We start from the raw sequence: 20,397 nt of genomic DNA on the forward strand, positions 1-20,397 counted from the left end.
TGGTCGGCACGGTGCTCCCGCCCTGGGGCGACCGTGCTCACGGCCGAGACGGCCTCGTTCTCTCCCGCCTGCGCCCACGGCCTAGGAGGGTCCCGGTCCTGCCCGACGGTGCTTCCGTCGCTTCCGTCGCTTCCGTCGCTTCCGTCGGCGTCGGCCGAGGCTCCCGGCGCCCCCGGCCCCGCGCCCTGCCGGCCCCACTCACCCGTGCCACGACCGCCACAGCGCCGCGTAAGCCCCCTCCGCCCTGACCAGCTCGTCGTGGCTGCCCAGCTCGCTGATCCGGCCGTTCTCGACAACGGCGATGACGTCCGCGTCGTGGGCGGTGTGGAGGCGGTGGGCGATGGCGACGACGGTGCGGCCGTCGAGGACACGGGCCAGGGATCGTTCCAGGTGGCGGGCGGCGCGGGGGTCGAGGAGCGAGGTCGCCTCGTCCAGGACCAGCGTGTGCGGGTCGGCCAGGACCAGGCGGGCCAGCGCGATCTGCTGGGCCTGGGCCGGGGTGAGGGCGAACCCGCCCGAGCCGACCTCGGTGTCCAGGCTGTCGTCGAGCGCACGGGCCCAGTCGTCCGCGTCGACCGCGCCCAGCGCCGCCCACAGCTCGGCGTCGGTCGCGTCGGTGCGGGCCAGCAGGAGGTTGTCGCGCAGGGAGCCCACGAAGACGTGGTGCTCCTGGTTGACCAGGGCCACGTGCGAGCGGACCCGTTCTGCGGTCATCCGGGACAGTTCGGCACCACCGAGGGTGATCCGGCCGTCCCGGGGCGCGTAGATGCCGGCCAGCAGCCTGCCCAGGGTCGACTTGCCGGCGCCCGAGGGGCCGACCAGCGCCAGACGGGTGCCGGGGGCGACCTCCAGGGAGACCTTGCGCAGCACGTCCACGCCCTCCAAGTAGCCGAAGTGCACCTGGTCGGCGTGCACGTCACGGCCGTCGGGCGCCAGCCCGGAGTCTCCGGCGTCCGGCTCGATGTCCCGGACCCCGACCAGCCGGGCCAGCGACACCTGGGCCACCTGGAGCTCGTCGTACCAGCGCAGGATCAGCCCCACCGGGTCGACCAGCATCTGCGCGATGAGGGCACCGGTCGTCAGCTGACCGACCCCGATCCAGCCCTGGAGGACGAACACACCGCCGACGATCAGGACCGAGGCGAGGATCATCACATGGGTGACGTTGATGAACGGGAAGAGCACCGACCGCAGCCAGAGCGTGTAGCGCTCCCAGGCCGTCCACTCCTTGATCCGCCGCTCCGACAGTTCGACGCGGCGCTCGCCGAGGCGGTGGGCCTCGACGGTGTGCCCGGCGTCCACGGTCTCGGCGAGCGCGGCGGCCACGGCGGCGTACCCGGCCGTCTCCGAGCGGTAGGCGGAAGGCGCCCGCTTGAAGTACCAGCGGCAGCCGATCACCAGCAGCGGCACGGCCAGCAGCACAGCGGCGGCCAGCGGCGGTGCGGTGACGACGAGCCCGCCGAGCAGCAGGATCACCCACACCACGCCGATCGCCAGCTGGGGCACTGCCTCGCGCATCGCGTTGGCCAGCCGGTCGATGTCCGTCGTGATCCGGGAGAGCAGGTCGCCGGTCCCGGCCCGTTCCAGGACACCGGGCGGCAGCCCGACCGAGCGGATGAGGAAGTCCTCGCGCAGATCGGCCAGCATCCGCTCGCCGAGCATCGCGCCGCGCAGCCGGACCTGCCGTACGAACACGGCCTGCACGACGAGAGCGGTCACGAACAGTCCGACGGTGAGTTCCAGATGGAGCTCCCGGTCGCCGACGCCGTCCGACACCCGCTCCACCAGGCCGCCCAGCAGCCAGGGTCCCGCCATCGAGGCCACCACGGCGGCCGTGTTGACGGTGATGAGGAGGAGGAAGGCACGGCGGTGCCGACGGAACAACTCGACCACGTAGGCGCGTACGGTCGCGGGGGCGCCGACCGGCAGGGTGTTCGCCGTCGTCGGGGCCGCCGGGTCGTACGCCGGGGGCGCGACGCCGATCATGCTGACTCCTCGATCTCTTGCAGTTCCTTGACACCGTGGTTGAGGGCGGCCTCGTCGTCGGTCTCCCGGGTCACCACGGCCCGGTACCGCGGCTCGGTGTGCACCAGTTCGCGGTGCGCACCGACCGCCGTGACCTCGCCCTCATGGACGAGCACGACGCGGTCGGCGCGGTCCAGGAGCAGGGGCGAGGAGGTGAACACCACCGTCGTGCGCCCCGCCCGCAGGTCCCGTACGCCCTCGGCGATCCGGGCCTCCGTGTGCGAGTCGACGGCCGACGTCGGCTCGTCGAGGACGAGCACCTCCGGGTCCGTGACCAGCGACCGGGCGAGCGCGAGACGCTGGCGCTGGCCGCCGGACAGGGACCGGCCGCGTTCGGTGATGCGGGCGTCCAACGGGTCGTCGGCGTCGATCGACCCCTGGACCAGTGCGGCCAGGACGTCCGCGCACTGCGCGGCCGCCAGCGCCGCCTCGGCACCGACGTCGCCGGACCTGGGCACGTCGAGAAGTTCACGCAGGGTGCCGGAGAGGAGCACCGGGTCCTTGTCCTGTACGAGGACGGCCGTACGGGCGTTGTCGAGCGGCAGCTCGTCGAGCGGGACGCCGCCGAGGAGCACCGAGGTAGCGCCCCCTTCCGAGGGGTGTCCGCCCAGCCGTTCGGCCAGCCGCCCCGCCGCGTCCGGGTCACCGCAGACCACGGCGGTGAGCCGGCCGGCGGGTGCGAGCAGACCCGTGGCCGGGTCGTACAGATCTCCGGCGGGCAGCTCGGACCCTTCGCGCGTCCCGGTGGTGTCGGTGGCCCGCTCCAGCGACAGCACGCGCGCGGCTCGGCGCGCCGAGGGCCGGGAGAAGGAGTACGCCATCGCGATCTCTTCGAAGTGCCGGAGCGGATAGGTGAGGATCATGATCGAGCTGTAGACGGTGACGAGCTCGCCGACGGTGACGCGGCCCTGGCGGGCCAGGTGGACGCCGTACCAGACGACCGCGATCAGCAGCAGTCCCGGCAGCAGCACCTGGATCGCCGAGATCAGGGACCACATCCGGGCGCTGCGCACGGCGGCGTGGCGTACCTCCTGGGAGGCGCGGCGGTAGCGGCCGAGGAAGAGTTCCTCGCCGCCGATGCCGCGCAGGACGCGCAGTCCGGCGACGGTGTCGGAGGCCAGCTCGGTGGCACGGCCCGCCTTCTCGCGCTGGAGGTCGGCCCGTCGGGTCGCCGGGGGCAGCAGGGGCAGCACGGCGATCGCCAGGACGGGCAGGCCGACGGCGACGATCACACCGAGCGCGGGCTGGTAGACGACCAGGCCGCCGCAGACCACCACCAGGGTGACCGCCGCCGCCGTGAACCGTGACCAGGCCTCGACGAACCAGCCGATCTTCTCGACGTCACCCGTGGAGACGGCCACGACCTCACCGGCCGCGACACGCCGGGTCAGCGCCGAGCCCAACTGCGCGGTCTTGCGGGCCAGCACCTGCTGGACGCGGGCGGCGGCGGTGATCCAGTTGGTGATGGCGGTGCGGTGCAGAAAGGTGTCGCCGAGCGCGTTCCCGATGCAGCACAGGATCAGGAGCCCGCCCGCGAGGGCGAGTTGTGCACCGGAACGGTCGACGACGGCCTGCACGGCCACGCCGACACAGAACGGCAGCGCGGAAACGGACAGGAAGTGCAGCAGCCCCCAGGCCAGGGCCTTGAGCTGTCCGCCCACCTGGTTCCTGAAGAGCCACCACAGGAATCGGGGACCCGAGCGTGCGTCCGGCACACCTGGATCGGGATACGGAAGGTCTTGAATCTGCATGACGTCCCAGTGGCTCGTGTCAGTGGGGGGATCAGGGAGGAGGACGGGGTGTGAGTCGGGTACCGATGCGCGGAACGGTGCGGCGCACGGCAGCAGCAAACCGTGACAGGTTCGCGTCGCAGCGTGGCCGGACGCAAACGGTTTTCCACGGCGCCGTACAGATCCGGCTGCCGCGCCACGCGGGGTGCCACCATGGACCGATGCGGAACGGCGGAGTGCGCGGTGGACGCGGAGCGTGCGGAGTACGGCGTGCGACGGACGCGAGGCCGGCCCATGGATCCCTCCTGGCGGCCCTGACGACCTTGACCGCTCTGGTGACCCTGACCGCCTGCGGCGGCGCGGCGCCCGGCAGCGGCGCGGACGTCGGCAAGGGCGCCCGCACGGGCCCGGCCGCCACCATGGATCCGACGCGCATTCCGGGCATCGGCGACCGATGGCAGCGGCGCATTCCCGCGGACTCCCGCCAGGTCGTGGCGGTCTACGGCGACAGCAAGAACGCCTCGACCGCAACGGTCGTGCTCTACACCAGACATGGCTCCACCTGGGACCGCGTCCGCAGCTGGCCCGCGCACAACGGCAAGAAGGGTTGGACCACCAGCCACCACGAGGGCGACAACCGCAGCCCTGTGGGCGTGTTCACGCTCAGCGACGCGGGCGGTGTACTCAGGGATCCCGGGGCGAAGCTGCCGTACACGCGCTCCGCCGCCTTCGCCGCGCCGCGCTGGTGGGCGAAGTCGTACTGGCACGACTTCGACTACGTCATCGCCATCGACTACAACCGCGTCAAGGGCACCCCGCCCCACGACCCCACCCGGCCCGAGGGCGAAAGCAAGGGCGGTGGCATCTGGCTGCACATGGACCACGGCAGTGGCACCTCGGCCTGCGTCAGCCTGTCCGAATCGGCGATGGCGTATCTGCTGCGCACGCTCGATCCGGATCGGCATCCTGTGGTGGTGATGGGGGACAGGGCCGACCTGAAACGCTCGCGCTGACGCGGGAGGCCTCATTGCCGCGATGGCCCGACTCCCCGTAGAACACCGGCCATGAAGAGTCGAATCGTCATGTCCATGCTTGCCGGGGTGACCCTCCTGACGGGCTCCCTGTCCGGCGCGGCCCCCGCTCGATCGGCCGATGTGCCCGCCGAGTTCGGCACCGACTGGCACGACCCGGTCACGGCCGCCCCGCCCGTGGCCAAGCCGCCCGGCAAGTCCTGCCAAGTCACCGTCGCCGAGGCGCAGTTCCGCGACTTCACCCCGTACAAGGGCACCTACACACCGCCCGACGGCTGCGGTGAGCGCTGGAGCAAGGTCGTGCTGCGGATGGACGGCAAGGTCAAGGGACGCCAGTTCGACCGGCTGGGACATCTTCAGGTCGGCGGGGTGGAGATCTTCCGTACCTCGACGCCGGAGCCGTCACCCGACGGGATCGAGTGGACCGTCGAGAAGGACGTCACGCGGTACAGCGACACCTTCCGCCGCGACCAGGACGTCGAGATGCTCATCGGGAACGTCGTCGACGACACCTACACCGGCATCATCGACGTCAAGGTCACGCTGACGTTCTACGCCGGCCGCCCCGCCATGAACTCCACCCGCCTCGCCATGAACTCCACCCAGCCCGCCATGACCACCGCCCGCTCCGCCGCCACGCCCGACCGTGTCCTCACCCTCCGGGACGGCACCGTCACCACCCCGCGCAACAGCGAACGCATCGTCGCCGAGGTGTACGCCACCGGATCCGGCGGCGGCTGTGAGGAGTTCTGGTATCTGGCGGCGCCCGACCCGGCGCCCTACTCCTGCAAGGCCGGCGACGGACCCTACCGCGAGGTGCAGATCGAGGTCGACGGCCGACTGGCCGGAATCGCCGCGCCGTTCCCGCACGTCTGGACAGGCGGCTGGTCCAACCCCTTCCTCTGGTACGTCACTCCGGGACCGCGCGCCTTCGACGTCAAGCCGATCGAATACGACCTGACTCCGTTCGCAGGCCTCCTCAACGACGGCCGCCCGCATCGCGTCGAGGTCTCCGTCGTCGGCGTCCCGCAGGGGCAGAGCGGGTGGAGCGCACCCGTGAACGTCCTCGTCTGGCAGGACGCGAAGAGCGTGCACGTCACCGGTCGGCTCACCGAGCACAAGATCGGAGACCTGGCCAACTCCTCGACGTACACGCCCGGTTCGGAGCATCGGGTGGACACCGAGGGTGGTCACCGGCTGGCCGTCGGCGGATACGTCGACACCTCGCACGGCCGGGTGACGACCACCGTGAGGCGATCGCTCACCAACACCTCCGCGCACCGTTGGACCGACGGCGAGAACCTGGACGCACTCGACGCCGTCTGGAAGGACGACCAGTCGGTCACCGTCGACGGACGGGGACCCGTCCGCACGACCCGTACTCAGCGGACGTACACGATGGACGGCTCGATCACGATCGGCGCGGACGACCGGCTGCGTACCGTGCTGACCCTCGGTGACCGGGTCACGGTCGGGACGACCCGGGGCGGACGGCGGATCGCGTGGTCGTGGCTCGACGACACCGTCGAGGGCGACGCCTCATGGACGTTGAACGTGCCGCGCGACCAGCGGCACGCGGTCGGCACGACGAGCGAGCGCTATCGGCTGTATGGCTCGGAGGGCTGTTACGACCGCTTCCTCAGCAGCGTGCAGGGGGTGCTCACGGAGGATCGCAGGGGCTGCTGACGCGAGCGATGTGCGATGCGTCACTCGGGGAGTGATTTACACGGATGCAACACAGGGGTCTTGTGCGGGACCAACATCACCCGCAAAGTATCGGCACGGAATCCGCTTTCCGTATGGCAGAAGTCCCCCGTCCCCCATGGCTTCTGTGTGCCGCCGTCCCCAAGGAGTGCCCGTGCCGCCGTCCGTACCGTCACCGTCCCTGTCGCGACGCGTCGCACGCATGCTGCGTACCTCTCTGTTCGCGCAGGTCGCCTGCGCGCTCGTGCTCGGAATCGTCGTCGGGAAGCTGTGGCCCGGCTTCGCCGCGGATCTCCAGCCGCTCGGCGACGGTTTCATCCGGCTTATCAAGACGATTATCTCCCCGCTCGTGTTCTGCGTGGTCGTCGTCGGTATCGCCAAGGCCGGTGACCTGAAGGCGTTCGGCCGGATCGGGTTGAAGGCCCTGATCTGGTTCGAGGTCGCGAGCACGCTCGCGCTGCTCATCGGCCTCCTCGCGGCCAACGTCGTCCAGCCCGGATCGGGGATGAACGTAGACCCGTCCACGCTCGACGCCTCGGCGGTCGACGCGAAGACCGGCGGGGGTCACCTGCCCTCGACGACCCAGTTCGCCCTCGAGGCGATTCCCACCTCTTTCATCGGCGCTTTCGCCGAGAACTCCCTGCTCCAGGTGCTCGTCCTGGCCTGTCTGGTGGGTGCCGCGCTGTTGCATCTCGGCCACACCAAGGTGCCGAAGGTGCTGCCGGCCATCGAGCAGGCCCAGGAGATCATCTTCGCGATCGTCGGCTTCGTCATGCGGCTGGCCCCGATCGCCGTGTTCGGTGCGATGGCCGTCCTGATCGGCAACTACGGCCTCGGTGTCATCGAGACGTACGGCAAGCTGATCATCCTGTGCTACGCGGCCGCCGCGCTCTTCATCGCGCTGCTGGCCGTCGCGCTGAAGGTCGTCACCGGACTCAGCCTCTGGAAGTTCCTGCGCTACATCCGTGAGGAGATGCTGCTCGCGCTCGGCACCGCCTCCACCGAGTCCGTCCTGCCGCGCGTGATGCAGAAGCTGCGCAAGGCGGGTGCCCGCGACGACGCCGTGGGTCTGGTGCTGCCGACGGGCTACTCCTTCAACCTCGACGGCGCCTCGCTCTACCTGTCCATCGGCACGCTGTTCATCGCCCAGGCCGTGGGCGTGGACCTCAGCCTCAGCCAGCAGATCACCGTCATCCTGGTGCTGATGCTCACCAGCAAGGGCATGGCGGGCATCCCCGGCTCGGCGTTCCTCGCCCTGTCCGCGACCGCCTCCTCGCTGGGCGCGATCCCGGCCGGAGCCGTCGCGCTGCTGCTCGGCGTGGACCGCATCATGGACTCGATGCGCGTCGTCACCAACCTGCTCGGCAACTGCGTCGCCGTCTTCGCGGTGTCGCGCTGGGAGGGCGCGCTGGACAAGGAGCGGGCGAGGAAGGTCCTGGACGGCGAGATCGTGGTCCACCTGGAGGACGACGAGCCGCAGGCGGAGCCCAAGGGGGCGAAGGCGGAGCTCAGGAAGCCCGAGGCCCCGCAGTCGGAGGCCCCGGTCGTGGTACCCGTCCAGACGGGCAAGGAGACGGCCGAGGTGGCCTCCGAGAACGGTTGACGTCCACTCGGTTCAGCAGCACGGGCCGCGGCCATCGCTCCAGCAGTACGGAGCGATGGCCGCGGTCTCTTGTGCTCGGCACCCTCGGGTCCGGCGCCTGCCGGCTCGGCATCCTCGTGCCCGGCACCTTCCCGTCCAGCACCCCGCGTGTCCGGCACCCTCCCGCTCCGTGCCGTCCCGCTCAGCACGCGCGCGGCGCGGTCCCGTCGATCAGCGTGTCCAGCAGCTCGCCCAGCACCGACCGCTGTTCGTCCGTCAGCGGCGCCAGGATCTCCTCCGCGGCCGACCGGCGCGCACCGTGCAGCTCCCGCAGGGCCCCCCTGCCGTCGTCGGTGAGCTCGATCCGGATCACCCGCCGGTTCGTCGGATCCGGCACCCGGCGTACCTTCCCGCTCGCCTCCAGCCCGTCGACGAGCGTCGTCACCGCACGCGGAACAACCTCGAGGCGCTCGGCGAGGTCGGCCATCCGGGGCGGCGAGTCGTAGTGCGCGAGGGTGCGCAGCAGGCGTGACTGGGCCGGGGTGACCCCCAGGTCGCGCTCCAGCAGGTGGCGTTTCTGGATCCGGTGCACCCGGCGGGTGAAGCGCAGCAACTGCTCGGCGAGCGGGCCGTCGGGATCGGGGCTGGTCATGCGGGAACAATATCAGGACGACATTCATTGTGAGCATAGGTAACAATGAGCTAAGCTCCGTCAGTCCCGCATCACCACACCTCCCGAAGGAGCCCATGCACCCCGACAACGAACCCTCCTGGACGCCACCGGCCGCCGACAGCAAGCACACCGCGGGCCGCGCGGGCAGCCCGGGCAACGCGGGGCGCGCGGACAGCGCGGACAAGCCGCAGCCCCGGCAGGTGCGCCGCATCCTGAAACTCTTCCGTCCCTACCGCGGACGCCTGGCCGTCGTCGGCCTCCTCGTCGGCGCCTCGTCGCTCGTCGGCGTCGCCACGCCCTTCCTTCTCAAGGCGATCCTCGACGTCGCCATCCCCGAGGGCCGCATCGGTCTGCTCAGCCTGCTCGCGCTCGGCATGATCCTCAGCGCCATGCTGAGCGGCGTCTTCGGCGTCCTCCAGACCCTGATCTCCACGACGGTCGGCCAGCGCGTCATGCACGACCTGCGCACCGCCGTCTACGGCCGCCTCCAGCGCATGTCGCTCGCCTTCTTCACCCGCACCCGCACCGGCGAGGTCCAGTCCCGCATCGCCAACGACATCGGCGGTATGCAGGCCACCGTCACCTCGACCGCGACCTCCCTGGTCTCCAACCTCACCAGCGTGGTCGCCACGATCGTCGCGATGATCGCCCTCGACTGGCGGCTGACCGCCGTCTCGCTGCTCCTGCTTCCGGTCTTCGTCTGGATCAGCCGCCGCGTCGGCAAGGAGCGCAAGAAGATCACCACCCAGCGGCAGAAGCAGATGGCCGCGATGGCCGCCACCGTCACCGAGTCGCTCTCGGTCAGCGGCATCCTGCTCGGCCGTACGATGGGCCGCTCCGACTCGTTGACCACGGCGTTCTCCGACGAGTCCGAGCGGCTGGTCGACCTCGAAGTGCGGTCGAACATGGCCGGCCGCTGGCGCATGGCCGTTATCGGCATCGTCATGGCCGCGATGCCCGCCGTCATCTACTGGGCCGCGGGCACCGCCCTCCAGCTCGGCGGCCCACAGGTCTCGATCGGCACGATCGTCGCCTTCGTCTCGCTCCAGCAGGGGCTGTTCCGCCCGGCCGTCAGCCTGCTGTCGACCGGCGTCCAGATCCAGGCCTCGCTCGCGCTGTTCCAGCGCATCTTCGAGTACCTCGACCTGCCCATCGACATCACCGAGCGGAAGGACCCCGTCCATCTCGACGCCGTCAAGGGCGAGGTCCGCTTCGAGAACGTCGAGTTCCGCTACGACGGCGACGAAGGCAAGAGCGGCGGCCCGATACTCGACGGCATCGACCTCACCGTCCCGGCCGGCGGCAGCCTCGCGGTCGTCGGCCCGACCGGCGCCGGAAAGTCGACGCTGGGCCACCTCGTGCCGCGGCTGTACGACGTGACCGGCGGCCGGGTCACCCTCGACGGGGTCGACGTGCGCGACCTCGACTTCGACACCCTCGCCCGCGCGGTCGGCGTCGTCTCGCAGGAGACGTACCTCTTTCACGCCTCGGTAGCCGACAACCTGCGCTTCGCCAAGCCGGACGCCACCGACGAGGAACTGCGCGGGGCGGCGAAGGCGGCCCAGATCCACGACCACATCGCGGCCCTGCCCGACGGTTACGACACGGTCGTCGGCGAGCGCGGCCACCGTTTCTCGGGCGGTGAGAAACAGCGCCTGGCCATCGCCCGCACCATCCTGCGCGACCCGCCGGTACTGATCCTCGACGAGGCGACGAGCGCGCTGGACACCCGTACCGAACACGCGGTCCAGGAAGCCATCGACGCGCTGTCGGCCAACCGCACCACAGTCACCATCGCCCACCGTCTGTCCACCGTTCGGGGTGCCGACCAGATCGTGGTGCTCGACGCGGGGAGCGTGGCGGAGCGGGGTACGCACGAGGAGTTGCTGGAGCGGGACGGGCCGTATGCGGCGCTGGTCCGCCGTGACGCCCAACTGGAGCCGACGGTGTGACGTTATGCCAGGTTTGTGAGCATGTGCGGGTTACCGTGCCCGCATGCACATGAACACTCCGTCACGGAGCACGATTCGACTGACGCGCCGGGGTCGTATCGCCCTGATCGCCGCCGGCGCCGTCGTGGCCGGCACCGCCGTGGCGGTGCCGCTGCTGAGTCTGGGCGAGGACGAGGAGGCGAAGCCGACCTCGCTGGTGATCCCGGAGGGCTGGCGCGCGAGCCAGGTCTACGAGGCCATCGACAAGGCCCTCACCCTGCCGCCCGGGTCCACCAAGAAGTCCCTCGGGAAGCTCGACCTCAAACTGCCGAACGACGCCGACGGCAACCCCGAGGGCTATCTCTTCCCGGCGACGTATCCGCTGGAGCGCGCGGGCAAGAAGGCGACGCCGGACTCCCTGCTGTCGGCCATGGTCGACGCCGCCAACCAGAAGTTCAGCGGCGCCCCGATCGCCGCCGGTGCGCAGCGCAACGCGATGAACCTTTATCAGGCGGTCACCATCGCGAGCATCGTCCAGGCCGAGGCCGACACGAAGGCCGACATGGGCAAGGTGGCCCGGGTCATCTACAACCGGCTCGAACGCGGCATGCCGTTGCAGATGGACTCCACCGTCAACTACGCCCTGAACCGCCGCACGCTCAGGACGAGCGACACCGACACGCGGATCGAGAGCCCCTACAACTCGTACCAGCGCATGGGCCTGCCGCCCACGCCGATCGCCAACCCGGGCGAGGACGCGATGCGCGCCGCGATCAACCCGGCCGCGGGCGACTGGCTCTACTTCGTCACGGTCAAGCCCGGTGACACCCGCTTCACCGCCGACTACTCGGAACACCAGCGCAATGTCGCCGACTTCACCAAAGCCCAACGGAAGGCGTCCCCGAAACCGACGAAGTGAGCCATGGGGACGACATCCCCGCGGTGCGCGGCAGTCGGCCGTCGCTGGGCGCGGCCGGGTACCGGCCAGGAGCCCGGCGGGTGGTAGGCGGCAGGCAGGCAGGCGGCAGGCAGGCGGCCGCACGGCGATCGACATGCGGTCGGACGCGGGACGGGGTGGCCGGTGCGACCGGGTTGCTCGCGGGGGCGACTCGGGGCGTGGCGTGTATGCGTGCGAGGGCGGGCGCGGCCGTCACACGTGGACCAGCTTGCCCGGCGGCCGAGCCCGGCCGCCTCGGCGGGGCAGCACTTGCCCGGCGTCTCACCCCCGACGGGACGTCATGCGGCGACCGATTCGGCCCCCGACTCCTCCCGCAGCAATCGCCTGATGTCCCGTACGGCCGCGCGGCCGGCTCGGTTGGCGCCGATCGTGCTGGCGGACGGGCCGTAGCCGACCAGGTGGACGCGGGGGTCGGCGACCGCGCGCGTTCCCTCGAGGCGGATGCCGCCGCCCGGTTCGCGTAGGCGCAGGGGGGACAGATGGTCAATGGCGGCTCGGAAGCCGGTCGCCCACAGGATGACGTCGGCGTCCAGGCGCCGCCCGTCGTGCCACTCGACGCCGTTCGGGGTGATCCGGTCGAACATGGGATGCCGGTCAAGGATCCCGTCCGCGAGGCCCTGCCGGATCGCGTCGTTCAGGGGCAGTCCCGTGACCGAGACGACGCTCTTCGGTGGCAGCCCCTGACGGACCCGCTCCTCGACGAGAGCGACCGCCGCGCGGCCCACGTCCTCGGTGAAGGGACCCTCGCGGAACACGGGCGGGCGCCGTGTGACCCATGTCGTGGCGGCCGCGTACCGGGCGATCTCCAGGAGGTGCTGGGTGCCGGAGGCCCCGCCGCCGACCACGACGACCCGCTGTCCGGCGAACTCCTCCGGGCCGGGGTACTGGGCGGTGTGCAACTGCCTCCCCCGGAACGTCTCCTGGCCCGGGTAGCGCGGCCAGAACGGCCGGTCCCAGGTGCCGGTCGCGTTGATCAGCGCCCGCGTCGACCAGGTCCCCGCCGAGGTCTCGACGAGCAGCCGCCCGTCCGGGCCCTCGCGCACGGCACGCACGTCGACGGGGCGCCGGACGCGCAGGTCGAAGGTCCGCTCGTAACGGTCGAAGTACTCCGAGATGACCTCGGACGACGGCCGCTCGGAGTCGGCGTCGGTCAGTTCCATGCCGGGCAGCGCGTGCATCCCGTGCACCTTGCCGTACGTCAACGACGGCCACCGGAACTGCCAGGCGCCACCCGGCCCGGGGGAGTGGTCGAGCACGACGACGTCACGGCCCGGCTCGAAGCCGTTGCGCCGCAGGTGATGGGCGCTGGAGAGGCCTGCCTGACCAGCGCCTACGACGACCACGTCGACGGACTCGACCGTCTCGGTATTGTTCACGCTTCTACTAACAGCCTCGGAGGTGAGGATCTTCCCCGCCCCGGGCCCCGGCCTCGGCGCCCACTCGCGAACGCCACCAGGCAGGAAACCAGTCAAGACGGGCCGTCAGGTCACGAACCCTCCGAGGGGCGGGGCGCGGTGGTCGACGGCGGGAGGCCACCGTTGAACCGGGTGTCGGTGAAGCCGCCGAAGTCGACCTTGTTCGGGATCAGCTTCAGATCGGCGAAGGCGTCGACGATCTCCTGCTCGGAGGCGATGAGCGGCTTGTCGACGGCCACCGCGATCCGGGTGGCGTACGTCCGCTTCACGGCGGCCAGCGCCACGTCCTCGGGCAGCCCGGTCTCCTTCGACCAGACCTTGGCCCACTCGTCCTCATGGGTGTAGACCCACTGGTAGGCCCGCCGCAGTCGCTCCAGGTAGTCCTTGATCGCGGCGGCCTTCTTCTGGCCCTTCAGCGCACCCGGCGCCGCCACCTGGAAGGTCAGCCCGTTGGTGACGCCGTCACCGGTGGTCAGCACGCGGCCCTGCTTCCCCTTGAGCACCTGCGAGGTGTACGGGTCCCACACGGCCCACGCGTCGACCTTGCCGGAGGTGAACGCGGCCAGTGCGTCGGCGGGCTGGAGGTACTTGACCTTCACGTCGCTCAGGCTCAGCCCCGCCTCCTTCAGGGAGGCGACCAGCTGATAGTGGGCGGAGGAGCCCTGTGCCACGGCGACCGACTTGCCCTTGAGCTGCCCGGTCCCGCTCAGCTTCGAGCCGTTCGGCACGAGGATGGTGTCGCCCTTGGACGTGCCGTGCCAGGCGGCCACCACCGTGATCTTCGAACCGGCGCCCGCCGCGAAGACCGGCGGCGTGTTGCCGACCCCGCCGATGTCGACGGCCTTGGCGTTGACGGCCTCCAGCAACGGCGGGCCCGAGGTGAAGGTGGACCACTTGATCTTGTAGTCAAGGCCCTTGAGCTCCCCGGCGGCCCGCAGGATGGCCTCCGAACCACCCTTCTGGTCACCGACGTCGAGGGTCAGTGAGCCCGAGCCGTCGGTGTCGCCGCCGGTCGAGGCCGACGAACTGCCTCCGCAGGCGGACAGGAGCAGGGCCAGGGGGAGGAGCAGTGTGGCGGGGACGTGGCGACGTCGCATGACGGATCCGTTCTGTGGAACTGGGTTCGGTGGAACCGAGGGATGGGGTTTCTGTTCTGCGCGTGAGGGAGCTCAGGCGGCTTCCGCGGCGGTGTCGACGCCCAGGCGCTCCAGTAGCCCGGCGCGCAGTTCTGCGAACCGCGGGTCGGTGATGTCGCGGGGTCGGTCGAGGTCGATGTGCTGCTCGTGCGCGATGACCCCGTCGTCCATCACGAGCACGCGGTCGGCCAGGAGCACGGCCTCCTCCACGTCGTGCGTGACGAGCAGCACCGCGCAGCCGCGCCGCTGCCACAACTCGCCCACCAGACGCTGGGCCTTGATCCGGGTGAGCGCGTCGAGCGCGCCGAACGGCTCGTCGAGCAGCAGCAGATCGGGCTCGCGGACCAACGCCCGTGCGAGCGAGGCCCGTTGTGCCTCGCCACCGGAGAGCGTCTTGGGCCAGGCGTCCGTACGGTGGTCCAGCCCGACCTCATGCAGCGCCCGCTCGGCCACGGCAGGGTCCGGCTTGCCCGGGAGACCGAGCAGCACGTTGCGCCACACCTTCTTCCAGGGCATCAGCCGCGGCGCCTGGAAGGCGACGGCCTTGCGGCGCGGCACCAGCACGGTGCCCTCGATGTCCCGGTCGAGGCCGGCCAGGACGCGCAACAGGGTGGACTTGCCGCAGCCGCTGCGACCGAGGAGGGCGACGAATTCACCGGGGCGGACGTCGAGTTGCAGTCGGTCGAGGACGGCGCGGCCGTCGAACGAGCGGGTCAGTCCGTCGACGTGCACGGACTGGGGGACGGGCAGGGCCTGCGTGGTCTGCCCGGCCTGTGTGGGCCGGGGACTCACCGGCCGGTGAACGTCGGTCGCCATTGCAGCAGCAGCCTTTCGAGGGAGCGGACGATGAAGTCGGCGAGCAGGCCGAGGAAGGCGTAGACGATCAGGCAGACCACGATCACGTCGGTCCGCAGGAAGTCCCGCGCCTGCACCATCAGGAACCCGATGCCGGAGTCGGCGTTGACCTGCTCGGCGAAGACGAGCGCGAGCCAGGCGATGCCGAGCGAGTAGCGCAGACCGGTCAGGGCGCCTGGCAGCGCGCCGGGCAGCACCACGTGTCGCACGAGACCCCACCTGGACAGCCCGAGGGACTCCCCGGCCTCGATCAACTGGGCGTCCACGCCACGGATACCGGCGTAGACATTGAGGTACAACGGGAACGTCACGCCGAGCGTGATGATGGCGACCTTGGGTGCCTCGCCGATACCGAACCAGATGATGAACAGCGGGATGAGCCCGACGAAGGGCACGGTCCGCAGCATCTGCACGGGTGCGTCCACGAGGTCCTCGCCGACCCGGAACAGGCCCGAGACAAGCGCGAGTCCGGTCCCGACGAGCGTGCCGAGCGCCAGCCCGGCGGCGACGCGCTGGAGGGACGTCCCCATGGCCGAGGTCAGCGAACCGTCGGCGATCAGATCGCCGCCGACCTGGGCGATACGGCCCGGCGAGGCGAGTACGTCGGCGGTCAACGCGCCTGTGCTGCTGAGAAGTTGCCACAGGAGGAGGAGCAGGACGGGGCCGGTGGTGCGGCGCAGCCAGCGGGGGACGCGGGTGCGGCGGGAGGAGGCGGGTAGGAGGGGGACGACATCGACGGGCGGCGGCTCCTCAAAACTGGATTTGAGGGGAATATCCGCATTGTCAGCGCTGGGTGGGGCATGGCTGATGCTCATGGGTACTCCAGGGGGCGATGGGTGTGCGAGGGAGACACGTGTCATGCCACCGGGTCAGGTTCGATCAGGGCACGACGGGCCGGAGCAGGTCACGTCAGCCGGGGCAGGTCATGGCCCGGCAGGACAGATCTGGACCCGACAGGACAGATCTGGACCCGGCCGGACAGGTCAGGACCGGCCCGGTGCACGGAGAAAGCGTGGGTGAGGAGAGGAAGGGGGCGTCAGCGGCCGCGGCGACACGCGGCGGAGGCCACCCGCAGCAGGTCGATGTGACCGCGCGTGGTGAGCAGGGCTGAACGCAACATGCCGCAGAACGTAGCCAGATGACGAGGCCATGGTCAACGCTGTCTCGCGAAGTGGACCTCGTGTATCACGGCTCGGCCGTATCGTCGGAGTCTCCTCGCGCGTGAACTCCGGTGCATGGGCGAGGATGGAGTACATGTCAGACGCCTTCACCACCCGAGTTCTGAACGTCGCCTCCGGCTCCTCGGAGCGGGTCGTGGATCTCACCCGCGACTGCGAGGCCTTCCTGCGGGAGGCGGCCGCGGGCCGCGACGGCCTGCTGAACGTCTTCGTCCCGCACGCCACGGCCGGCGTCGCCGTCATCGAGACGGGCGCCGGTAGCGACGACGACCTCCTCGCCGCCCTGCACACCCTCCTGCCCGCCGACGACCGCTGGCAGCACCGCCACGGCAGCCCCGGCCACGGCCGCGACCATGTCCTCCCGGCCATCGTCCCGCCCCACGCGACGCTGCCGGTGCTGAACGGGCGGCTGGAGCTCGGGACGTGGCAGTCGGTGTGCCTCGTCGATACCAACCGGGACAATCCGGACCGGCAGGTGCGGCTCAGCTTCCTGGGCTGAGCAAAATCGTCCTGGGGCGGCCGCGAAATTTCGTGCCGGGAGACGGCGACTGATCAATTCCGGTCACTTCCGGCGGTGCTCGTCCGCGGTCCTGAGAGCCGCCACCGTTCCCCGGACGGTCGGGTGGCGGTACAGCTCCCGCAGCCGCAGGGACGGCAGACCGCGGGCCCGCAGGGCGGCACCGATCCGGACGGCGAACAGGGAGTTGCCGCCGAGCTCGAAGAAGTCGTCGTCGGGGGCCACGGGCACGCCCAGCACCTCGCTCCAGATCTCGGTCAGGATCGCGGTGAGGCCGTCGTCGGCGGCGGCCGGGGCCGTGTCCCGCCGTGACGAGCGCGGGACCGCCGGGGCGGGAAGCTTCGCTGCGTCGAGTTTGCCGTTGGGGGTCAGCGGGAGGGCGTCCAGCGCGGTGACGGTGGCGGGGAGCATGTAGTCGGGAAGGATGCCGGCGGCCCGCTCGCGGATCCCGGCGGCATCGCCTCCGGACGACAGGACCACGTAGGCGTCGATCCTGGCCGTGGCGGCGTCGGACGGGTCGTCGTGGCGCACCAGGACCGCCGCGGTGCGCACGTCGGGGTCCTCCAGCAGAACCGAGCGGATCTCGTCGAGCTCGATGCGGAAGCCACGGATCTTCACCTGGCTGTCGATCCGCCCGAGGTGGTCGAGCCGCCCGTCCGGGCGCAGGCGTCCGAGGTCGCCGCTGCGGTACATCGTGCCGCCGGTGAACGGGTCCGGTACGAACCGCCGGCGGGTCAGCTCCTCCTGACCCAGATAGCCGAGCGCCACACCGGCACCACCGACGCATATCTCGCCCGCCACCCCCGGCGGCAGCAGCTGTCCGGCCGGGTCCGTCACGTACAGGTGCCAGCCGGGCAGGGCACGCCCGACGGAGCGGGTGGCGGCGAGCGCCAGTTTCCGGGTGAGGGTCTGTTCGGTGACATGGACGGTCGTCTCCGTGATGCCGAACATGTTCACCAGCCGGCAGGACCGCTCGGGGTGCCGGTCGAACCAGGGCAGCAGCATCCGCGTGTCCAGCGGCTCACCGCCGAAGACGACGAGCCGGACGGACGCTTCGCAGTGGTCGACGCCCAGGAGCTGGGCGAAGGCCGACGGGGTCTGGCTGAGCACGGTGACCTGCTCGGCGACGAGCAGGTCACGGAAGCGGTCCGGTTCACGGGAGACGAAGTACGGTACGACGACGAGGCGTCCGCCGGTCAGCAGGCAGCCCCAGATCTCCCACACCGAGAAGTCGAAGGCGCTGGAGTGGAACCAGGTCCACACGTCCGCCTCGCCGAGCCCGTACTCGTCGCGGGTCGCGTCGACCAGGGCGATCACGTTCCGGTGCGGTACGACGACGCCCTTGGGCCGGCCGGTGGAGCCGGAGGTGTAGATGACGTAGGCGGCGTCATCGGGTGCGGGAGGCGGAGGGCTCGCGTCATGCTCCGGCGACGGCCGCCCGCCTCGCGGTTCGTCCATCAGTTCGTCCGGCGTCACCCGCACGCAGTCCGCTACGGCCGGGAACTGAGGGAGCCGGGTGATCACCACGCCCAGACCCGCGTCCCGTGCCGTGTGGGCGAGCCGGTCCGCCGGGTGGGCGGGGTCGACGGGCACATAGGCCGCGCCGGCCTTCAGTACGGCGAGCAGGGCGACGACGAGTTCGGCGGAGCGCTCCAGACACACGCCCACCCGATCGCCGGCCCTGACCCCGCGTGCTCGGAGGCCGGCTGCCGACCGGGCCGCCCTCTCGTCGAGTTCGCGGTAGGTCAGGCCCGTGTCGCCGTCGGTCACGGCGATGCGGTCCGGTGCCGCCGCCACGATCCGGGCGAGCGCTCCGGGCACGCTCACCGGCCGGCCGGCCAGGGGACGGGGCGGGCGGCCGAGCGACGCCGTGTGCGCTCGCTCCGCCGCGTCGAGGAGTTCGACGTCGGCCGGGGGAGTCCGGGGGAGGTCCAGGACCTGCCGGTGTACGTGCACGAGGTGCCGTACGAACTGGGCCGCGATCTCCGCGGAGAAGTGACTGCTCAGGTGGTCGCAGCGCAGCCGCAGACCGCCCGAGTCCCGCAGGACGGAGACGGTGAGCGGGAACGGGGGCGCGAGGCAGGGCACGTACTCGGTCTCGTCCGCACCGGGAAGTGCGGTGTCGTCGGGAAGGGCGGTGTTGTCGGTGAAGAGCAGGCCCGTGAGCGCGGGGCCGGTCGCTGAGGAGGGCTTCGACTCGCCGAGCGTGGCGGCCTCTTCGACGGTGAAGCTGCCATGGTCGGTGCCGATGACCGGCGGGGTTTCGGGGTCGTAGCGGCGCAGGGTGACGGCGAGTGCCGTGAGCCAGCTCGCCTCGTCGCCGCCGTCGTCGTCCAGGGCGACGACATGTGGGTCGCTGGGACCGTCGCCCCCTAGCCCCCAGGCGGGAGGGGACGGGGCCGAGGAGGCCTCGGGAGCCGGGCGTGCGTCGTTCGGCGCCACGGATTGTCCGGCTGCCAGCCGGTTGAGGGCCGTACGGTCCCAGCGGCCGCGCGAGGCGACGACGATCAGGTCGGACAGGCCGTCGGCGTAGCGCAGCAGGACTTGGCGCGGATCGCGGCTGGGCCGTGCGAGTTCGACGGCGCGTCGGCGCTCTGCAAGGGGGGCCGTCGCCGGCACGGGGACGTCCTCGATCCACAGCCCGGGTCGGCGGGCGGGGTCCGGGGAGTGTCCCGACCGGACGCGCAGCGCATGGCAGTGGGTCGCGTGGAGGTGGGGATCGGACAGCGACGCGGACACGGGCCGTACTCCTTGTTGTTCTGGTTGTTCTGGTTGTTCTCGTTGCTTCCCTCGGCCGGGGCAGGGGGCTCAGCGGACGCTGAACCCGCCGTCCACGGTCAGGACCGACCCGGTGATCTGCCGGGACTCGTCCGAGGCCAGGAAGACGATCGCGGCAGCCACGTCGGCGGGTTCGATCAGCGCGTTCATGGGCTGCGCCTCGACGAAGGTCTTCTCGTGCTCGTGGACGGGCACGTCCAGCGCCCTGGCGATCTCGGCGAGCATCCTGCCCTCGGCCCATGCGTCGTCGCGCACGGATCCCGGGCAGACCGCGTTCACCCGCACCTTCGTCGGCGCGAAGTCGAGTGCGGCGGCTTTGGTGAGACCGACGACGGCGTGTTTGGCGGCGACATAACCGGCGAAATGCCGGTAGCCGACGAGCCCGGCGGTGGAGGCGACGTTGATGATGCTGCCGGCGCGCCGGGCGCTCATCGCCCCGCCGACCTCGCGGATCAGCCGCCAGGCCCCGGAGAGGTCCACGTCGATCATCAGGGACCATTCGTCCTCCTCGATCTCGTGCACCGGTCTGCCCGAGGGTGCGGCGATGCCCGCGTTGTTGACGGCGACGTCGATCCGGCCGAACCGGTCCTCGGAACGGGCCACCGCCTCCCGTATGCCACGGGTGTCGCGGATGTCGGCCACCGCGGTGAGGACGGCCGCGCCGGCGTCCCGGCACAGCGCGGCGGTGTGCTCCAACTGCCCCACGGTGCCCAGCGGGTAGGGCACGCCCGGCAGGTCGGCGCAGATGTCCAGCAGGGTGAGGTCGGCGCCCTCGGCCGCACAGGCGACCGCGGCGGCCCTGCCGAGTCCGCGGGCGGCGCCGGTGATGAAGACCGACTTGCCGTGCAGACGCATCGGATACTCCCTGGGAGTCGTAGTCGTGA

General features: G+C 71.0%; 16 protein-coding genes. 6 read left to right on the forward strand and 10 right to left on the reverse strand.

Annotated elements, in window-relative coordinates; all coding sequences use genetic code 11:
* Window positions 1-198: 198 nt before the first annotated feature.
* Together KUM44_RS35600 and KUM44_RS35605 are read right to left on the reverse strand one after the other, a co-directional pair.
* Window positions 199-1,986, reverse strand: coding sequence for an ABC transporter ATP-binding protein (locus tag KUM44_RS35600; RefSeq protein WP_217213887.1), 1,788 nt, complete (start codon window positions 1,984-1,986; stop codon window positions 199-201).
* The gene (locus KUM44_RS35605; protein ID WP_217213888.1) at window positions 1,983-3,776 is read right to left on the reverse strand and encodes an ABC transporter ATP-binding protein; all 1,794 of its coding nucleotides are present in this window, start codon (window positions 3,774-3,776) and stop codon (window positions 1,983-1,985) included. Before KUM44_RS35605 ends, KUM44_RS35600 begins: the two co-directional genes overlap by 4 nt.
* 200 nt (window positions 3,777-3,976) lie before the next feature.
* Between KUM44_RS35605 and KUM44_RS35610 the strand changes: the two genes are divergently transcribed.
* The 3 genes from KUM44_RS35610 (at window position 3,977) to KUM44_RS35620 (ending at window position 8,093) form a co-directional block, all read left to right on the forward strand.
* Complete coding sequence (locus KUM44_RS35610; RefSeq protein WP_217213889.1) at window positions 3,977-4,768, forward strand: L,D-transpeptidase family protein; 792 nt, start codon at window positions 3,977-3,979, stop codon at window positions 4,766-4,768.
* Window positions 4,769-4,819: 51 nt separating this feature from the next.
* The gene (locus KUM44_RS35615) at window positions 4,820-6,472 is read left to right on the forward strand and encodes a peptide-N4-asparagine amidase (RefSeq protein WP_217213890.1); all 1,653 of its coding nucleotides are present in this window, start codon (window positions 4,820-4,822) and stop codon (window positions 6,470-6,472) included.
* A 172-nt stretch (window positions 6,473-6,644) separates the two neighbouring features.
* A complete protein-coding gene (locus KUM44_RS35620; protein ID WP_217213891.1) occupies window positions 6,645-8,093 on the forward strand; it encodes a cation:dicarboxylate symporter family transporter in 1,449 nt (482 codons plus the stop codon).
* Between the two features lie 181 nt (window positions 8,094-8,274).
* Here the strand turns inward: KUM44_RS35620 and KUM44_RS35625 are convergent, their stop codons facing one another.
* The gene (locus tag KUM44_RS35625; protein ID WP_217213892.1) at window positions 8,275-8,724 is read right to left on the reverse strand and encodes a MarR family winged helix-turn-helix transcriptional regulator; all 450 of its coding nucleotides are present in this window, start codon (window positions 8,722-8,724) and stop codon (window positions 8,275-8,277) included.
* Between the two features lie 95 nt (window positions 8,725-8,819).
* On the opposite strand from KUM44_RS35625, the gene KUM44_RS35630 reads away from it, so the two are divergent.
* A complete protein-coding gene (locus KUM44_RS35630) occupies window positions 8,820-10,697 on the forward strand; it encodes an ABC transporter ATP-binding protein (RefSeq protein ID WP_217213893.1) in 1,878 nt (625 codons plus the stop codon).
* A gap of 43 nt (window positions 10,698-10,740) precedes the next feature.
* Window positions 10,741-11,595: an endolytic transglycosylase MltG gene (gene mltG, locus KUM44_RS35635; RefSeq protein WP_217213894.1), complete on the forward strand. Its 855-nt coding sequence runs from the start codon at window positions 10,741-10,743 to the stop codon at window positions 11,593-11,595.
* Between the two features lie 317 nt (window positions 11,596-11,912).
* Here mltG and KUM44_RS35640 read toward each other — a convergent pair whose 3' ends face one another.
* From KUM44_RS35640 to KUM44_RS47790, 5 genes are all read right to left on the reverse strand, one after another.
* Window positions 11,913-13,040, reverse strand: coding sequence for an FAD-dependent oxidoreductase (locus KUM44_RS35640; protein ID WP_308402804.1), 1,128 nt, complete (start codon window positions 13,038-13,040; stop codon window positions 11,913-11,915).
* A gap of 80 nt (window positions 13,041-13,120) precedes the next feature.
* Window positions 13,121-14,146 carry an ABC transporter substrate-binding protein gene (locus KUM44_RS35645; RefSeq protein ID WP_217213896.1) on the reverse strand — a complete coding sequence of 342 codons (1,026 nt, stop codon included), beginning with the start codon at window positions 14,144-14,146 and terminating at the stop codon, window positions 13,121-13,123.
* Window positions 14,147-14,218: 72 nt separating this feature from the next.
* On the reverse strand, window positions 14,219-15,001 hold the full coding sequence (locus tag KUM44_RS35650) for an ABC transporter ATP-binding protein (RefSeq protein ID WP_217213897.1): 783 nt from the start codon (window positions 14,999-15,001) through the stop codon (window positions 14,219-14,221).
* Window positions 14,974-15,855, reverse strand: a complete 882-nt coding sequence (locus KUM44_RS35655; RefSeq protein WP_217213898.1) for an ABC transporter permease — start codon at window positions 15,853-15,855, stop codon at window positions 14,974-14,976. The genes KUM44_RS35650 and KUM44_RS35655 overlap by 28 nt, the downstream gene beginning before the upstream one ends.
* 221 nt (window positions 15,856-16,076) lie before the next feature.
* Window positions 16,077-16,160 (reverse strand): putative leader peptide, encoded by an 84-nt coding sequence (locus KUM44_RS47790; protein ID WP_313884353.1) that lies wholly within the window; start codon window positions 16,158-16,160, stop codon window positions 16,077-16,079.
* Between the two features lie 134 nt (window positions 16,161-16,294).
* Here KUM44_RS47790 and KUM44_RS35660 point away from each other — a divergent pair, with 134 nt between their 5' ends.
* Complete coding sequence (locus KUM44_RS35660) at window positions 16,295-16,717, forward strand: secondary thiamine-phosphate synthase enzyme YjbQ (protein WP_217213899.1); 423 nt, start codon at window positions 16,295-16,297, stop codon at window positions 16,715-16,717.
* A gap of 63 nt (window positions 16,718-16,780) precedes the next feature.
* On the opposite strand, the gene KUM44_RS35665 is transcribed toward KUM44_RS35660, so the two are convergent.
* The gene (locus KUM44_RS35665) at window positions 16,781-19,474 is read right to left on the reverse strand and encodes an amino acid adenylation domain-containing protein (protein ID WP_308402800.1); all 2,694 of its coding nucleotides are present in this window, start codon (window positions 19,472-19,474) and stop codon (window positions 16,781-16,783) included.
* Window positions 19,475-19,543: 69 nt separating this feature from the next.
* The gene (locus KUM44_RS35670) at window positions 19,544-20,368 is read right to left on the reverse strand and encodes an SDR family oxidoreductase (protein WP_217213900.1); all 825 of its coding nucleotides are present in this window, start codon (window positions 20,366-20,368) and stop codon (window positions 19,544-19,546) included.
* Window positions 20,369-20,397: the final 29 nt, after the last annotated feature.

The organism is Streptomyces sp. AC550_RSS872, assembly GCF_019049285.1.
Lineage (GTDB): Bacteria > Actinomycetota > Actinomycetes > Streptomycetales > Streptomycetaceae > Streptomyces.

Coding starts and splice junctions, on each gene's coding strand:
- KUM44_RS35600 (WP_217213887.1), bottom strand. CDS start 1,986: ATGATCGGCGTCGCGCCCCCGGCGTACGACCCGGCGGCCCCGACGACG.
- KUM44_RS35605 (WP_217213888.1), bottom strand. CDS start 3,776: ATGCAGATTCAAGACCTTCCGTATCCCGATCCAGGTGTGCCGGACGCA.
- KUM44_RS35610 (WP_217213889.1), top strand. CDS start 3,977: ATGCGGAACGGCGGAGTGCGCGGTGGACGCGGAGCGTGCGGAGTACGG.
- KUM44_RS35615 (WP_217213890.1), top strand. CDS start 4,820: ATGAAGAGTCGAATCGTCATGTCCATGCTTGCCGGGGTGACCCTCCTG.
- KUM44_RS35625 (WP_217213892.1), bottom strand. CDS start 8,724: ATGACCAGCCCCGATCCCGACGGCCCGCTCGCCGAGCAGTTGCTGCGC.
- KUM44_RS35630 (WP_217213893.1), top strand. CDS start 8,820: ATGCACCCCGACAACGAACCCTCCTGGACGCCACCGGCCGCCGACAGC.
- mltG (WP_217213894.1), top strand. CDS start 10,741: ATGCACATGAACACTCCGTCACGGAGCACGATTCGACTGACGCGCCGG.
- KUM44_RS35645 (WP_217213896.1), bottom strand. CDS start 14,146: ATGCGACGTCGCCACGTCCCCGCCACACTGCTCCTCCCCCTGGCCCTG.
- KUM44_RS35650 (WP_217213897.1), bottom strand. CDS start 15,001: ATGGCGACCGACGTTCACCGGCCGGTGAGTCCCCGGCCCACACAGGCC.
- KUM44_RS35655 (WP_217213898.1), bottom strand. CDS start 15,855: ATGAGCATCAGCCATGCCCCACCCAGCGCTGACAATGCGGATATTCCC.
- KUM44_RS47790 (WP_313884353.1), bottom strand. CDS start 16,160: ATGTTGCGTTCAGCCCTGCTCACCACGCGCGGTCACATCGACCTGCTG.
- KUM44_RS35660 (WP_217213899.1), top strand. CDS start 16,295: ATGTCAGACGCCTTCACCACCCGAGTTCTGAACGTCGCCTCCGGCTCC.
- KUM44_RS35670 (WP_217213900.1), bottom strand. CDS start 20,368: ATGCGTCTGCACGGCAAGTCGGTCTTCATCACCGGCGCCGCCCGCGGA.